15 protein-coding genes and 2 pseudogenes are annotated in these 15,161 nt (G+C 38.2%); 15 read left to right on the top strand and 2 right to left on the bottom strand.

Annotated elements, in window-relative coordinates; all coding sequences use genetic code 11:
* Positions 1–128: 128 nt before the first annotated feature.
* A complete protein-coding gene (locus P9989_RS17595; protein ID WP_283076160.1) occupies positions 129–1,121 on the top strand; it encodes a DUF3231 family protein in 993 nt (330 codons plus the stop codon).
* 230 nt (positions 1,122–1,351) lie between these two features.
* On the opposite strand, the pseudogene P9989_RS17590 reads toward P9989_RS17595, so the two are convergent.
* Positions 1,352–2,214 (bottom strand): annotated as a pseudogene (locus P9989_RS17590) (IS110 family RNA-guided transposase); the annotation flags it as partial.
* Positions 2,215–2,673: 459 nt separating this feature from the next.
* Between P9989_RS17590 and P9989_RS17585 the strand changes: the two are divergent.
* The 14 genes and pseudogenes from P9989_RS17585 (at position 2,674) to P9989_RS17520 (ending at position 14,071) form a co-directional block, all read left to right on the top strand.
* A complete protein-coding gene (locus P9989_RS17585) occupies positions 2,674–3,249 on the top strand; it encodes a hypothetical protein (protein ID WP_283076159.1) in 576 nt (191 codons plus the stop codon).
* Positions 3,250–3,385: 136 nt separating this feature from the next.
* A complete protein-coding gene (locus tag P9989_RS17580; RefSeq protein WP_283078966.1) occupies positions 3,386–3,499 on the top strand; it encodes a pentapeptide repeat-containing protein in 114 nt (37 codons plus the stop codon).
* A gap of 581 nt (positions 3,500–4,080) precedes the next feature.
* Complete coding sequence (locus P9989_RS17575; RefSeq protein WP_283076158.1) at positions 4,081–4,500, top strand: DUF3888 domain-containing protein; 420 nt, start codon at positions 4,081–4,083, stop codon at positions 4,498–4,500.
* Between the two features lie 1,440 nt (positions 4,501–5,940).
* Positions 5,941–6,624 carry a hypothetical protein gene (locus P9989_RS17570; protein WP_283076157.1) on the top strand — a complete coding sequence of 228 codons (684 nt, stop codon included), beginning with the start codon at positions 5,941–5,943 and terminating at the stop codon, positions 6,622–6,624.
* A gap of 528 nt (positions 6,625–7,152) precedes the next feature.
* On the top strand, positions 7,153–7,503 hold the full coding sequence (locus P9989_RS17565) for a VOC family protein (RefSeq protein ID WP_283076156.1): 351 nt from the start codon (positions 7,153–7,155) through the stop codon (positions 7,501–7,503).
* A gap of 162 nt (positions 7,504–7,665) precedes the next feature.
* The gene (locus tag P9989_RS17560) at positions 7,666–9,042 is read left to right on the top strand and encodes an alpha/beta hydrolase family protein (RefSeq protein WP_283076155.1); all 1,377 of its coding nucleotides are present in this window, start codon (positions 7,666–7,668) and stop codon (positions 9,040–9,042) included.
* Between the two features lie 371 nt (positions 9,043–9,413).
* Positions 9,414–10,973, top strand: coding sequence for a BCCT family transporter (locus P9989_RS17555; RefSeq protein WP_283078965.1), 1,560 nt, complete (start codon positions 9,414–9,416; stop codon positions 10,971–10,973).
* A 194-nt stretch (positions 10,974–11,167) separates the two neighbouring features.
* The gene (locus P9989_RS17550; protein ID WP_283076154.1) at positions 11,168–11,512 is read left to right on the top strand and encodes an SRPBCC family protein; all 345 of its coding nucleotides are present in this window, start codon (positions 11,168–11,170) and stop codon (positions 11,510–11,512) included.
* 214 nt (positions 11,513–11,726) lie between these two features.
* Positions 11,727–12,064: pseudogene (locus P9989_RS17545) on the top strand (ArsR/SmtB family transcription factor).
* A 2-nt stretch (positions 12,065–12,066) separates the two neighbouring features.
* Positions 12,067–12,222 carry an SRPBCC family protein gene (locus tag P9989_RS17540; RefSeq protein WP_283076153.1) on the top strand — a complete coding sequence of 52 codons (156 nt, stop codon included), beginning with the start codon at positions 12,067–12,069 and terminating at the stop codon, positions 12,220–12,222.
* A 93-nt stretch (positions 12,223–12,315) separates the two neighbouring features.
* Positions 12,316–12,507 (top strand): hypothetical protein, encoded by a 192-nt coding sequence (locus P9989_RS17535; protein ID WP_283076152.1) that lies wholly within the window; start codon positions 12,316–12,318, stop codon positions 12,505–12,507.
* A 2-nt stretch (positions 12,508–12,509) separates the two neighbouring features.
* Positions 12,510–12,932 carry a nucleoside 2-deoxyribosyltransferase gene (locus P9989_RS17530; RefSeq protein WP_283076151.1) on the top strand — a complete coding sequence of 141 codons (423 nt, stop codon included), beginning with the start codon at positions 12,510–12,512 and terminating at the stop codon, positions 12,930–12,932.
* 231 nt (positions 12,933–13,163) lie between these two features.
* Entirely contained in the window at positions 13,164–13,715 is a 552-nt protein-coding gene (locus tag P9989_RS17525) for a DUF4871 domain-containing protein (protein ID WP_283076150.1), read from the top strand.
* A 188-nt stretch (positions 13,716–13,903) separates the two neighbouring features.
* A complete protein-coding gene (locus tag P9989_RS17520) occupies positions 13,904–14,071 on the top strand; it encodes an ATP-binding protein (RefSeq protein WP_283076149.1) in 168 nt (55 codons plus the stop codon).
* 129 nt (positions 14,072–14,200) lie between these two features.
* On the opposite strand, the gene P9989_RS17515 is transcribed toward P9989_RS17520, so the two are convergent.
* The gene (locus P9989_RS17515) at positions 14,201–15,118 is read right to left on the bottom strand and encodes a DMT family transporter (RefSeq protein ID WP_283076148.1); all 918 of its coding nucleotides are present in this window, start codon (positions 15,116–15,118) and stop codon (positions 14,201–14,203) included.
* Between the last annotated feature and the right edge of the window lie 43 nt (positions 15,119–15,161).

The raw sequence follows: 15,161 nt of genomic DNA, 5'->3' as shown, positions 1-15,161 counted from the left end.
CTTTCACAAACGTTAAAATCATCTTCAACCCATTCAAACCATATAGGTTAGACAAATTTTACGTGTACAAAAGATAAATCAGGAATAGACAAAAAAGATGATGAAAGGAAATGTTGACTTTTATGAAGATGAATAAATCAAATTTAACATCAGCAGAAATGGGAAAGCTTTGGGCGTCGTACGTTGGGAATAGTATGGGTAAATGTGTGCTTAGTTACTATCTGAAGCATGTGGATGATCCAGACATTAAAAAAGTTTTAGAATATGCTTTGAGTTTAACTAAGTCATATACCCGGGATATTAAAACGATTTTTGATAAGGAGGATTTCCCAATACCCGTTGGATTTACTGATGACGATGTGGACTTAGAGGCGCCTAAGCTATTTGAGGATGAGTTTTATCTTTATTACTTGCAATATTTAGGGAAAGCAGGAATGAGTCTTTATAGTGTCGCTATTCCATTGGTGACAAGGAAAGATGTAAGGGATTTTTTTGTCAATGGCCTTAGTCATACTGTCAAATTGATGACAGATGTGAGTGACATCTTAAAATCAAAAGGCATTTTAATGAATGCACCACCCATACCGAAGCCTAAAAGAGTAGATTTCGTAACCAAACAAAATTTTTTGAATGGCTTTATTAGAGACATGAGGCCTCTTCATGGGTTAGAAATTGCTCATCTTTTCGGTAACATTAACAATGATATCACAAGCAAAGCGCTCATTAATGGGTTTGAACAAGGAGCACGAGATGAAGAGGTAAGAAAGTATTTAGCGCGTGGGAAGAATATTAATACAAAGCATATAGAAAAGATGTCAAAAAAGTTAACAGAGTCTCACTTGCCTTCACCTACACTTTTAGACCATTTAGTGACTTCCTCTACCACGCCTCCGTTTTCAGATAAACTCATGGTTTTTCATAAAATTGACATGTTCTCAATGAAGATAAGAGAATATTCCAATGGGGCATCACTCAATGGAAGAAGTGATATCGGGGCTTTATATGCCCGTTGTTTATTGGATGTATCGTTATATGTAGAGGATGGTGCTAATATCATGATTGACCACGGATGGATGGAACAACCCCCAGAAGCAGTTGACCGAGATAACCTACAAAATTAATAGGTGTTAAGGGTGGAGTCTTTTTAAATAAATTAATCTTCAACTGAGGTGTTCTCAGTAAAATCAGATGTCACCATCATTAATTTAGTTTTCAGCAACCAGCTAATAGAAGGTCAATGGCTAAAGGTAAAAAAGATTAATTTGACATGGTACAATAAAAAAGAACATACTAAAACTTCAATATTAATGGATTTGAAGTATTTTCTATAAAAGTATTTTATTGGTTCCTTTTAAACCACATAGGCCTTTTTACTTTTTAAGATGGCATAAATCCAGTGAATGAGCTTGTTTGCACAAGCAATGATCGCCACTTTATGTGGTTTGCCTTCTTCTCGCTTTTTATCGTAATATGCTCTTAATTTTGGGTTGCGATTCTTGGTTATTCCACATTGGACCGCGTTATATAGACTTTGTCGCAGGCGAGCCGATCCTCTTTTTGTAATTCGGTTAATGGTTGCTTTAAACTGTCCAGATTCATGGACGCTTGGGTCCATCCCTGCGTAGGCGACGAGTTTCTTAGGGTGGTTAAACTGGTCAATCTCCCCAATCTCGGAAAGGATTGTTGCTGCAATCTTTCCACCAATACCGGGAAGTGATCGGATAATTTCATACTCATCAAATTCTTCAGCCAAGGCATCTATCTCTTTCAGTAGCTTCGATAGGTGCCTTTGGTATTGAAGAAGAAGTTGAATAAACATCGTTAAACTCACCACATGGCTCGTATATAAATTACGTTTGAAAGGGTCTCGCTCAGCTGCCTCTTTTAGCTGATGGGCTTTATCTAATGCCCATCCATAGGAGCGTTTAACCCCTTGTTGGAGAATCACTTCAGCGATTTTTTCCTTCGTTTCCTCCTTAACACCTTGAGGTGTTTGATAGTGGAGTAACGTTCGTAAGGAGGTGGGTGAATAGAGTGCTCCAAAGACAGTTTTATATTCCGGAAAGACTTGATCCAATACGGTTTGGAACTGAAGTTTAACTTGTACATAAGTTCCTGTTAACGGTCATGTTGGCGCGTTAGCTGAGGAATTCTCAAGGAAGGGGTTAACTGGGTTTGAGTGGTTTTGTAGTGAAATTCGTCAATTTTGTCATAGCTATTTTCTTCTTTGTATTATATTGGAATATTTGTGAGTATATATTTAACTCCTTTGTGCCTCTAAATCCAAAGACACACATTTTATCTCTGTTTATTATATTGCTTCTTATTCCACTTTCAATGATTTCTACATATGTGGTTGGTAGTACATTTAAAAAACATAGGTGAGTAATCTCCATGGAATGACTATAAAAAAATAGTCCATTGCCGTTTTTATTCAATTATAGGGCAGTTATCTGGAAATACACGGACAATTTTAAAAAATCTTTCTGAAATAAACAGAAAATTAGATATTAGAGAAGAAAGAAGCTCCTTTATTGATAATGATTTCGATAATGATTAAAAACTATTACTCAGTTAGGATGGGGCTTTATCTGGAACATCAGAGAAGCCTATACATTCTAAGGTCTTCAGCAAACAGGGCAATTTTGAAAGTGAAGGAGAGAACTTATTAAAATGGATCAAAGAGCATTAAAAATAATGAGAATAAAGCAATTAGTTAGCACAAACGCTCTAGTTATAGCTCTTTTTGCGATTTATTTAGCGCTCTTGAGTGCTTTTGAGGTAAGGATGTCACAAATGTTTTTCGTATTAGGAGCTATTGTCTTTGCTCAAACCTTGTTGAGATGGATAAGTAGAAAGTCGACGAAATCAGTTATTCCATTTTTTGAGCAAGTGGCGATCTATGAAAAACAAAAAATGGGAAATGAATGGAGAAAGCAATATAATACAGGCTTAATATGTAACTTCTTTTTGAGTGGTATATTTTTGTTGCAGGCATTTTGGTCCCGCGGATCAACTGATATTGCTATCCAAATGGAACTTCGTTTTATGCTGTTGCTGGCTCTATGTTTGGTGATTATGATCAATATAGCATTATGTATACATATAAGAAAAGTTGATCGTTCAAAATTACAATCGGATTTTAAGGGGTACACATTGAAGACCAACATTATAGGGGCAGTGGTGGGATTAGTAGTAGCCTTTGCAATGTTTGTTGGGATCACTTTTTATGTGCTCACGCTTAGTTAATACTTCGATAGAGGCACAAATAGTTACTATACACAAAGTAGTGGTGATCTTATGTATAGAGAGTCATATCAGAATACAGAAATGGAAACGGATTGTTAGATAAAGGTTGTTAAATCAAGGGGCAGATATTATTGATGTGGCTTTTGAGAACTGTGATTTGTCTAATACCAGCTTTTTGGAAGGTGTGTTGCACAGGGCCACCTTTAAAAATTGTAAATTGGTTGTGGTTATGAGACTTTTAGTCACATAACATATCCGATATTAAAAGTGAATAAAAAACTTGCAGGCTGTCGAGACTTTCTCGACAGCCTGAGGAACTTCCCATCATTTTTTCACATTTGGTTCTAGATCAATTCTTTATGGCTAGCGTTTTCTTGGTTGTTTCTCTTCTTTCCTTGCATGTTGCTGTGCGTTTTTATTTGAGAGCTTTTTGTTTCCTTGAGCCATGTTTTTCACTCCCCTCACTTTTATTATTTCAAGAACTAGTCGTTTTATTGATTGAAATGAAAGAAAATCCTAAAACCTAATAATTTGAGACTGAATAAAACACCTTCCAAAATGAGGCTACTGTTGGGTTTCAGGTGGGAACTAAAATGAACTTACATTTCTAATTTAAAAACAAGAAAGCGACTGGAAAGTTATTGTTGGACATGATTTTTAAGCTGAATATATAAATAGTTCTTACTAAACAAAAGGGCGCAGTTCAGAATAGGATCAACGTCCGTTTAGCATATTAGGACACTTCCTGAATACGGGTGCATCTTTTCTGAACTACTATCACATATATCTTAAATTTGAGGGGAGTATAAGAAAAAAACTAAGAGGGATTTTATGAAAAAAAGCGTTATAACAATATTCATAACAATTGTAATGACAATTATGCTCTCTCACTCCCAAGCTCATGCCGAAGTTGACACCTCCAAACCGAAGGAATTATTGTATCATGACATATTTATTTCTATGCTTCTGCCAAATATTCAAAAACAAACACACAAATATTACTCAACGATACTTACTAAAAGTCCAGTTGTTTATCCTTACATGGTTTATGTTGAGAATGCGGAAAGAAATCATTTCCGTGGTTTTAGTTTCTCAGTAACACTTAAGGTTATTCCTGTAGTCGGTCCGCATATTTCAGTAGGAATTGACAAATTTACATTTAAAATTGACAGTTCAAAAGTGGAACTTGAAAATTTTAATCACATAAAGACCTGTGAACTTCCTCCAAATTGGCAACACATCGTTAAATAAAAAACATGACTGTAGAGAGGATGTCATTATTCCAACCCAGCTAATAGAAGGTTGATAATTGCTTTGTGCAATATTATCTTGAATCGGAGTCTTGACTGGGTTAGGTTCATAGCAATTGCATTACCATCTCTCTACATAATAACAATGTCAATTCTGCCATACTCATCTTTGGGTGAAGGCTCCATCCCTATACCAGAGATAATTCTAATTGGAAGTCCGACAATTAAAACAGTAGCTGGGATTGTTTTTGGGTACGTCTTATTAGACAGTTTTTAAAAAAAGGTCTTCAACGAATTAGCATAATAACTAATTTCGAAGTCCTTTTAAACTTTTCGATCTTCCGTAAGCGGGGTGCAAATCTGGAATAAGACTTGCGCTCTTTCTTTATGAAAAAGTTCAAATTGATAAGGATAACTTTACATTTTGTATTCTTGGTGAAACGAATTACCTTTTTCTTCGTATCAATAGGGAGGGTGCACCATTTTAATAACATGGTTTATCTTCTTCGTACAAAGAAAAGGGCAGTTTCTTGGAGGATTGAATTAACAATTTAACAGTATTAAGGAGAGAAGAATTTGAAAGTGTCTGCGTGGGTTCTATTATTTTTTCATACAGCTATCTTAATACTTTGGATAATGAACTCTGGATACTTATTTTCGTTGATTGGAGTAGTGTTTTGGATTATTTCTGTTGCCGTAGGTTTTATTGTCCAAAAACAGATAAATGAGCAATCGTTGGTAAAAAAACTACTATTGTCATCAAGTTACTTTATGGTTTTTCTGACTGTAATTACTATTGGGATATATTTTGTTACAAGTTCTATGCCTTGATTTTTTATTCCACAATGATTTGCAGGGGTTGTAAAGTTTTGTATAGAAGTTGACTCAGACCTCTTCGGACTTTTTTAGTTTTTTTAGCCCAGCCTAATGACTTTCTATTAGCTGGTACTGCTGTATAAGACAATCGATAGTTACATACTCAGGTTAGCAGGATTGTAGAATTAATAAGCAAGATAGACTAAGTACGTAGTGTTGTGAGGTGAGAAGGAATGAAAAAGAGATTGATTGAATTGCCATGGAAAGATATCATTCTAGGTTCTTTATTTGTTATTACTCTTTATTTTACATTACCATATTTCGGGGCTGACACTTTTTCTATAACGGTAATACTTATTGGGGTAGTAGAATGGTTAACAAAATTTATACTTCCGTGGATTGTCTTATACTGGATCATAAGGATAATAAAGGACTTTGAAGCGAACTAGCAGCTCTTCTTCTACAGTTGGAAGCTGGTTGAACCTTTGTAATTGTAACCATTTGTAAGATGACATATGCACTAGGGAGAGAAGCTTATTTAAGAGTATCCTTTAAGTTATTTTTATGAGATTACATATACTTCTCGAACTTTAATTGGATTTACAATAGTGAAAGGGATGATTGGATGAAGAAACGAAAAACTATTTTTTATTATAATGTTGCCCTATTATTGCTCATTCTATTGCTTGTTGGGTGTAGTGATAAGACTCAAGAGGCGAAAACAGATTCTTCTGAGAATGCCTCTGCTTCTCAATCCGAAAAGAAGACTGACGATACAGAAGAAAGCAACCTAGACAAGAAGGAAGATAAATCGGTATCCACAACAGAGTCAGAAAAAACCGCAACTAACGATTCAAATCAAACCTCTTCAGAAGAAACAAGAAACGAGGAGTCAAATAATACAGCTAAAAGTGAAGAAGATAATGCGTTGTCTAGATATTCTTCCGAGGAAATCGAATACGCTCGAGTTTGGTTAGAGCTTGGAGTTATAGAGGATGTAGATGAATTGAATGTTCGACATATTCCAGCTGGCACATTACTTAATCCTGAGGATGAAACCAGTGCAAGCTATCCGGAAGATGTGATTCAGCTAGCAGGTAGTCGCTTAGTGGCTGGTTCGGTAACTTACAGTGGTAATGGGGATGGCACGATTAATGTCTACAACGTTCCATTACGGTGGGATGGCAAGAATCCTGCTGGTGAAAAATTTTATACAGGTATTATTGAAAATACAAAACAAGTGCCTATTGACCAGAGCGATGATGAAAAAATCATAGAATTAATCAAATCCCTAAATGTCCATCATTAAGCTAACGGGCGCTTTAATCTTAGAATGAGCTTAACGATTAGCATTAGTACTATGCTAATTTACGTTATATGGGCGACGGATTATTACCTTCAACTTAAACAATCAGCTGTGAAGAACTTTATAATTATTCTGGTAGCTTTATTGATAATCCAGGCGCTGTACTTTTTTACATTTATTATGGTAGTACGTTTTTCGAACTTTTCTTAGAATAAGTGAAGAAACGGACAGTATTATTGAAGATTCAGTTTTTGAGATAAATTCGGGTTTAAAAAGCAGTACAGGAGGATTACAAACTAAATCAAAAGCTCTGATAGGCTATTGAAAAGGACTAGTTAATGTTCTATTAAGCTGAGGCGATTTCTGCATAAGGAATTGCCTTTTTTACATAGTTAGGGAATAGGGTGGGCTTTTCTTGAATAAAGTCAGTGCCTGTTTTAATTGAGTTTAGTCTTTCAAGGGAAATTAGATGTATAACAAGGATTATTTGTAGTTATTGTAGAAATTAATAGCAACTGAGAGGTGATAAGAATGAGGATTAAACGAATTGTTGCCAATGTGGAAACACAGGATTTAACCAAAGCAAGGTACTTCTACGAGGAAGTACTTGGACTTGATCAATTAATGAATATGGAATTTATTGCAACCTACGGCTCGCATGAGAAAATGGACACCCAAATTAGTTTCCTTTCAGAAGGTGGCTCCGGGACACCGGTGCCTGATTTGTCAATTGAGGTTGATGATCTTGATCATGCATTAGCTCGGATAAAAGAAGCTGAAATTCCAATTGAGTACGGACCAACTCAGGAGCCTTGGGGTGTGCGGCGTTTTTACGTGAGAGATCCGTTCGGGAAACTCGTCAATATTTTAGTCCATCTATAAATGAATGCGTTGATAGGCGCATTTCAAGCATAACACAAACGGAGTTTCGTCTTCTGAACGTAGGCTTTTGACAGGCCAAAGGGGTTACCCCGTTCTAATCATTTTTCTGAATTTTAAGCAACCTATGAAACCTTTTTGCGCTCCATTCGTAACGTTAGAAAGATGAAGGAGTTTGGTTATCGCAGAGAGGATGAGTCGATGAATAGGAAGGGGAAAATCATTGGTCTACTGCTTGCTATCATGCTATTGATGATAGGCTGCAGCAGCCAATCCGATCAAAGCCAAACGGATCAGCGTAAATCAGAAGATGGAGGAGTGCCCATGGAAGGTCTGGAAGGCAGTTGGAGTGGAACGATAAATGTACCTAATCAGCCATTACCCATCATGACTACTTTTGAAAAAGGGGACGGATGGAATGGAGCGATAAGCAATCCGGTCCAGGGTGTAAAGGACTATCCGTTTTCTGAGGTAAAGGTTAATGCGTCAGCTATTTTTTTTCACATGGAGTTAGCTGGCCAAACGATCAGCTTTGAGGGGGAGAAAGAGGGAGATACGATAGCAGGAACCTTTACACAGCAAGGTCAATCGTTTCCTTTTGAACTGAAAAAGGGATCGTCTGAAACGGATGCTGAAGAGGAGGAAAAGGGGCAATTTCTTAGTGTCGATACGAATGAAGGGAAGTTGTATGGGGAGCTTGAGACTCCAGAAGAAGAGGGGCCACATCCAGTGGTGGTCATTATTCCGGGTTCAGGACCCACTGACCGTAACGGTAATTCTGCCACCCTTCAAGGAAAAAACAACAGTTTGAAGCTTTTAGCTGAGTCATTAGCTGAACAAGGAATAGCTAGTGTGCGCTACGATAAGCGTGGTGTAGGGAAAAACCAAGGTGCGGCGATTCCTGAAACTGAACTTCGGTTTGATCAATTTGCCCAGGATGCTCAGGCCTGGATAGACATGTTAAACGAGAAGGGTCAATTTTCTAAAGTAGGTGTGATGGGGCATAGTCAAGGGTCTCTCGTTGGCATGCTGGCAATAGCCGAAGCAGACGTTGACGCCTTTGTATCGATCGCAGGTGCTGGTCGCCCGATCAATGAAGTTCTCTATGATCAGCTAAAAGCTAGCCTCCCCGAAGACTTGAAAAAGCAAAGCAAGCAAATTCTAGAAGAGCTAAAGGCAGGTGAACGGGTAGAGCAGGTACCGAAGGAATTACAAAGCGTATTCCGCTCGTCTGTTCAACCTTTCCTGTCTTCATGGATGCAGTATAACCCTGCTCAGGAAATACAGAAACTAGATATCCCAGTCCTGATCATTAATGGAAAGCGCGATCTTCAAGTTCCCATTTCAGAGGCTGAAGAGTTACATGAGGCAAAAGCCGATGCTGAACTATTATTAATCGAAAAAATGAATCACGTGTTAAAAGAGGCTCCTGAGGATCGAACGGGGAATTTACAGACGTATTCCAATCCAGACCTGCCGTTAGCAGATGGCCTGGTAAAAGGAATAGTCAATTTTTTTAGGAATACTGAATTTTTAAAATAAGGGAAGAATCATGAAAAATAAAGCATCGGCCGTTTGATAAAAATGAATTTGATGATAAGTAGTGTTTTTCTAACATACTGAAAAAATGAGCGCAATTCAGTTATATGAATTGCGCTTTTTCTGTGCGGATGTTTGCTACATCCATTCCATAACATTTGATTGGAGTTGCCATTCCTGTATAATGGTAAGCTGTCGAACAAAATGGGGTTCGTTTCTTCTATTTTCATATAACTAAACACCCAGCGGTGAATGTGAAGACATAATCGAGTGTGATCGGGGAGTCGAAGTTCTTTTGCAGAGGCAATGAAAGATTCTTGATGGACAGGGATGAAACCTTGCGATCAAGTATATTACTTATATGGGGTGAATGGATGTCAAATGGTGATCAGGTTTCGTTAAAAGAGAAAGTGAATTGGCCCGTTTTTATACTAAGCGGCGGCCTTCTTCTTCTCTTTGTTTTACTTTCGATCGTTAAAGTGGATATGGTTAAACACTACGTAGATATAGGTTTTGAATTATCGATTCGTTATTTTGGAGCTTATTGGCAGCTGCTCTTGTTAGCGACTTTTATTGTAGGGGCTGTGATCGCTTTTTCAAAATACGGACAAGTAAAACTTGGTGATCCGGGCAAGCAGCCGGAGATGAGCCTTTTTAAATTTATTGCGATTGTCGTTACTTCAGGACTTGGGGCTGGCGGGGTTTTCTGGGCTGCTGCCGAGCCGATGTATTATTTTATGGAAGTTCCGCCCATGCATTCAGGGATTATAGCTGCGACACAAGAAGCCGTGGCGCCGGCACTTGCTCAGTGCTATATGTCATGGGGCTTCACGGCCTGGGCGGTTTATGGGGCGATTAGTACCATCGTGATTATGTATGCCCATCACCATAAGGGAATGCCGCTAAAGCCGAGAACACTGTTGTACCCTATTTTTGGCGAAAAAATTCGTGACAGCATTTGGGGAACACTGGCTGATGTGTTCTGTATTATTGGAGCAGCGGCTGGAACGATCGGCCCTATTGGCTTCCTTGGCTTACAAGTTAGTTATGGGGTCAATGCGGTATTTGGATGGCCTGATACATTTACGACACAGGTGTTCATCATTTTAGCTCTCATTACTGTTGTTTTAATCTCTACGTTAACTGGTATTGAAAAAGGAATCCAATGGTTAAGTAAAGTAAATGTGGTGATGGCAGTGACCATTGCTTTCTTCTTATTGCTATTTGGCCCCGGCGGGTTTATCATTGATTCCTTTATCTCATCTTTTGGAATGTACACAAATGAATTTATTTCGATTAGTACGTTTCGCGCTGATCAGGAATGGCTGGGCAGCTGGATGCTCTTTTTCTTCGGCTGGTTTATAGGTTTTGGCCCGCTAGTTTCTCTGCTTGTGGCTAGAATCGCTGGAGGGCGCAAGATCAGAGAGGTGTTCCTTGTGGTCGCTATTATCGCACCCTTGGCCGCCAACTTTTGGTTTACCATTCTAGGCGGAACAGGCATTTATCAGGAGTTGAAAAATGCTGGTTCCATCAGCGCTCCATTAATGGAAGGCGGACTGCCAGCGGCGATCATCGCCATTGCAGAGAAAATGCCATTAGGATTTATGATGCCATTCGTCTTTTTGATTTTAACCATGCTCTTCGTCGTCACGACCGTTGACTCGATGGCCTATTCGATCTCAATGAGTGTGACAGGGACAGGGAATCCTCCGAAAATGATTCGTGTGTTCTGGGCCGTGATTATGGCTGTGATTGCTACGATTTTAATTAAAATTGGCGGGGGAGGAATAGGGGCCTTACAGTCATTTGTCGTGATTGCGGCTGTGCCCGTCTCGATTTTAATGCTTCCTTTGTTATGGCACGCGCCTCGGATTGCAAAGAAGCTAGCTAAAGAACAAGGTATCATTGAAGAAACACGGAATAAAGATTCATAGGGCTTTTTTGCGAAATGGAATGAACTCCGACACCTTAGGAAAGGTTGTCGGAGTTTTTTAGTTTGTATGAGTTAAATAAGCTAAATCTTTACTAAATATTCCTTTAAAGGAATATTCTTTATGAAGTATACTGTATTCATAAGAAGACACAGTCTCATACAAGACTGCGTCCAATATATAAAGGGGAGGTTACAATGGCAGAAAGCAATGAATTGGCAACCCTTACTACAAACGTTGGGGAGAGGGGATTCACCCTAGAGCGTATCTTTAATGCACCGCGTGAACTTGTTTTTAAGGCATTCACTGAGCCCGAGCATGTATCTCAATGGTGGGCACCAGGTGGATTTACGATGCCAGTCTGCAGCATTGATCTTCGCCCTGGTGGTATCTGGCACTATTGCTTTGAATCGCCTGAGGGTGACAGACATTGGTCCAGATGTGTATATCAAGAAATTGTGGAGCCTGAGAAGATCGTTTACACCAGCACCTTATCAGATGAAAAAGCTAACCCAATTGAAGGCCCTCTTCCTGAGCACTAGGCTACAGTGACGTTCGTGGAAAAGGAAGGACAGACCAAACTTACAGTCAATATTCAATTGCCGTCGGCTCAAGATCTTAGAGCAACCATGGATATGGGAATGATGGAAGGTCTAAAAGAGACCATTAACAACTTGGGAAAACATTTAGGAGAAATTCAGTAAACTAGCCAAATACATGGTGTTACGTTGAATCGGGAAGAAAGAAGAAGCGACCATGAATATAACATTTAAGACTTTATCTGAACCGAATCGTTTACAGATTGTTGAACTTTTGAAAGATGGCCCTCTTTCTGTAGGGGAAGTTGCCAAGTGTCTTGGACTCAATCAACCGCAAACTTCCAAGCATCTTCGTGTGCTAATGGATGCTGGGCTTGTAGAGGTGGATGCGATGCCAATCGTCGAATTTATAAGCTTCGCCCACAACCGTTCCAGGAACTTAACGACTGGCTGCACTCTTTCCAGAACGTTTGGAATGAGCGGTTTAATCGCTTGGACGATTATCTGGAGGATTTGCAAAGAAACAAAAGGACCAAGACGAAGAGCAGTAAGTAACAGTGACTTTTGATGAACAAGACAATCATACCGAGCTCATTATGCGCATGGTTTTTCCATCTTTTGCGGAATTGGAAAAGGCGGTTAAGAAGTACGGGGCAATAGATGGAGCAAAGTCAACGATGGGTCTTCTTGAGGAACAATTAACTGAGATTTGAGTTTATTTATGAAGTGGGCGCACTATTCGAATAGTGCGCCCTTTTTAATCTGTGTGTGTTGGCCGAGAATTTATTTGTTGGAAAAAAGGAATCTTGAGTACGGAAGTCGAAAGAATGAAGCGGATGAACAAGAGGAAGAAAATGATGAAGGTAATGATAAAGACAGAGGCAATCCTAAATGCTAATTATGGGAAGTCACAATTACATATAAGTGACCGTCCTCTTTCCGCCAGAATTGTAGCAGGATTGTGGGAGAACAGAGCTCATAAAAAAAATGGAGGATAAGCGTGAAGTTTTATATTGCATCAAGTTTCAAAAATATAGATAAAGTACGGTACGTTAGTGAACAGTTGAAGGCTCAGGGTTACGTACATACATATGATTGGACACAGCATGAAAAAGCATCAACACTTGAAGACCTAAAGCAAATTGGCCAACAAGAAATGAATGCTGTGGCGGAGTCTGATTTTATCGTTGTTTTATTGCCAGCAGGAAAAGGGAGCCACATTGAATTAGGAATAGCCCTGGGACTTAATAAAAAAGTTATCCTTTATTCACCTAATAACGAAATTAATAATTTTACTACCACAAGCACATTTTATCACCTATCTGAGGTTGAGAAGTTTATAGGTTCGTTAGATGGGTTAGTTGAATTTTTAAAATCGAGTGCAGAGAAGACCTTCAACTATACTAAGGACAAGCTTATTTAATAAGACGTTTTTCTAATTAACCACCCAACTAGTAAAGGAAAGAAATTTCAGTCAGTCCATTCCTATCATTAACAAAGTAAATGGCTTTTCAACCTACTTATCCTAATGTAATTAAGTCTGTAAACGGAGCGCGATAACTGAGGATTGTCCGAGAGATCTTCAGCTTTTCTTTTATCCAATAACTGGGAGGGAACTGTGTAATGCCAAAGCTGCTAAAAAGAACCAGAAGGTATGAGGTATTTGAAAATAATACTTATTTTTTTAGGTAACCTTACTCTTTTATTATTGTTTTTAGCTGGGTGCGACATGAAAAGTAAACCTGAAGAAGAAAACGCTAATAGTATGGAATTGACTTATGAAGGAGCCGTAATTGAACTAAAGGATGAATATAATGAGTGGAACCTAACCCCAACATTTAATTATGAAACTAGCTCTTACAGTGGTGAAAGGGTAATCTACGAAGTTATCGGAAAGAAAAATAGTTTTGGCATAACTGGCAGTTTCCCGATTGTGTCCAGTAAAGACCAAAAGATTTTTTGGTTTTATTGGGGGAAAGAAAATATTAAGAATCAACCAGTTAAAATAATGGCGTATAAAAAGGGATCCGAAGAATTAATCAAGGTATTTTCAGGGGAATTCTACGAAGGTGCCCAAATTAATGAGGATGAAGTAAATATGCCATCAAATTTAAGGTTTCCAACCGCAGGGGTTTGGAATCTTCTCGTTTATATAAATGATGAACTTTCAGGGAATATTGTGGTAGAAGTTGTTGCAGGAGGCTAGCTGTGTTTTGCAATAGAAAAGTACATAATAATGCAATGAAAAATACATAAGCTTGCCAGCCGATTTTGTTCAGTTGTTTTGCCTTGATAAAGCATGGCTGACTCTGTAACTATCTCCTGTAAATGTAAGTGCATGGGCATGATGTATAACCCGGTCACCCAATTTAATTCAACTCTCTTTCATTACTTATGGATTTTCAGCCTTACTGCAATTGTTCCTCTCGTAACCGTGAAACAGGGGGGACAGGATTAGGTTTAGCGATAACAAAAGAAATTGTAGACCATCATAATGGAAGGGTTGGCGTCAGTTCAAGAGGTACTCACCATACCTTCTGGTTTATTTTACCTCTTTGTTAATATTGATTTCCAAGTACTTCTCAGCAAAGGGCATTCTTATGTTAAAACACCAATAGGTAGATCCAATAAGTAATTTAGTAAAGTTAAGTCATGATGTTTGAAATGTCCGATAAATTGTTACATATACTATCAAAGCGAGGATGCATTGGATAAAAATGATTTCCTCTTAGAGCCCTTTCTTGATTCTTGAACAATAATAACGGCAGCAATAACCATAACTATACCGAGGTATTGCCACAAATTTAATTTTTCGTGAAAGATTAAAAAGCCCACTAGAGTAGCAACTACTGGTTCGATTGTTGCGATTATAGATGCCTGACTTGATTCTACTGTGTTTAATCCTTTTGTATAAAAAATAAATGGTAGCATGGTTGAGAGAAAACCAAGACCTATTATATAAATCCATACTGTAAGATCTGAAAATAGAGGAATTATAGACCACAATCCACTAAAAGGTGTGATCGCAACGGTTGCAAACAAAAAGGTATAGACAGTAACGGTTAAAGACTTATATTTCCTGAGTGCGATTTTTCCAAATACACTATAAAGCGCGTAGAAGAGACCTGAACCAAGACCAAGGATTAATCCATATAAAGATGTCGATCCATTCGCGTTTGGTAATATGCCAATAACAAAAGAGCAGCCGACAATCGTTATAAGTAAAGCTGCAACTTTTCGTGTTGTTAGTGATTCTTTAAATATAAGTCTTGAAAAAAGAGTCACAAAGGCAGGTGCCGTATAAAGAAGGATGGTTGCAATGGAAACAGATGTTTCTTCAATTGCACTGAACAAACACCAATTAAAAAGGATAATACTAAAAATACCTGTCCCTACAAAGTATTTACAATCTGATATTTTAATTTTTAGGAGTTGACGATTCTTAAACAGAGCATAAACAATTAGAAATAAAGTTGCGGATAAAACACGCATTGTAACAACTTGTGTTGGTGTAAAGCCTATTTCATAAAGATACGTTACAAATACACTGATTATTCCCCATAACGATGCCCCGGCACCAATAAATAGCAATGCGGATTTATTTTCCATCGGTCTATTCCTCCACTAAATTTTTATGTCTTTTTATTACTTA

Origin of the sequence: Halobacillus naozhouensis (assembly GCF_029714185.1) — a bacterium.
Classification (GTDB): Bacteria; Bacillota; Bacilli; order Bacillales; family Halobacillaceae; genus Halobacillus_A; species Halobacillus_A naozhouensis.
Note: the sequence above shows the minus strand (reverse complement) of the source record. Positions and strands in the feature narration are given on the sequence as shown.

What these genes read in the sequence shown, in the direction of transcription:
- P9989_RS17595 (WP_283076160.1), top strand. Translation starts at nt 129, where the DNA reads ATGAATAAATCAAATTTAACATCAGCAGAAATGGGAAAGCTTTGGGCG.
- P9989_RS17585 (WP_283076159.1), top strand. Translation starts at nt 2,674, where the DNA reads ATGGATCAAAGAGCATTAAAAATAATGAGAATAAAGCAATTAGTTAGC.
- P9989_RS17575 (WP_283076158.1), top strand. Translation starts at nt 4,081, where the DNA reads ATGAAAAAAAGCGTTATAACAATATTCATAACAATTGTAATGACAATT.
- P9989_RS17570 (WP_283076157.1), top strand. Translation starts at nt 5,941, where the DNA reads ATGAAGAAACGAAAAACTATTTTTTATTATAATGTTGCCCTATTATTG.
- P9989_RS17565 (WP_283076156.1), top strand. Translation starts at nt 7,153, where the DNA reads ATGAGGATTAAACGAATTGTTGCCAATGTGGAAACACAGGATTTAACC.
- P9989_RS17560 (WP_283076155.1), top strand. Translation starts at nt 7,666, where the DNA reads ATGAAGGAGTTTGGTTATCGCAGAGAGGATGAGTCGATGAATAGGAAG.
- P9989_RS17555 (WP_283078965.1), top strand. Translation starts at nt 9,414, where the DNA reads ATGTCAAATGGTGATCAGGTTTCGTTAAAAGAGAAAGTGAATTGGCCC.
- P9989_RS17550 (WP_283076154.1), top strand. Translation starts at nt 11,168, where the DNA reads ATGGCAGAAAGCAATGAATTGGCAACCCTTACTACAAACGTTGGGGAG.
- P9989_RS17525 (WP_283076150.1), top strand. Translation starts at nt 13,164, where the DNA reads ATGAGGTATTTGAAAATAATACTTATTTTTTTAGGTAACCTTACTCTT.
- P9989_RS17520 (WP_283076149.1), top strand. Translation starts at nt 13,904, where the DNA reads ATGGATTTTCAGCCTTACTGCAATTGTTCCTCTCGTAACCGTGAAACA.
- P9989_RS17515 (WP_283076148.1), bottom strand. Translation starts at nt 15,118, where the DNA reads ATGGAAAATAAATCCGCATTGCTATTTATTGGTGCCGGGGCATCGTTA.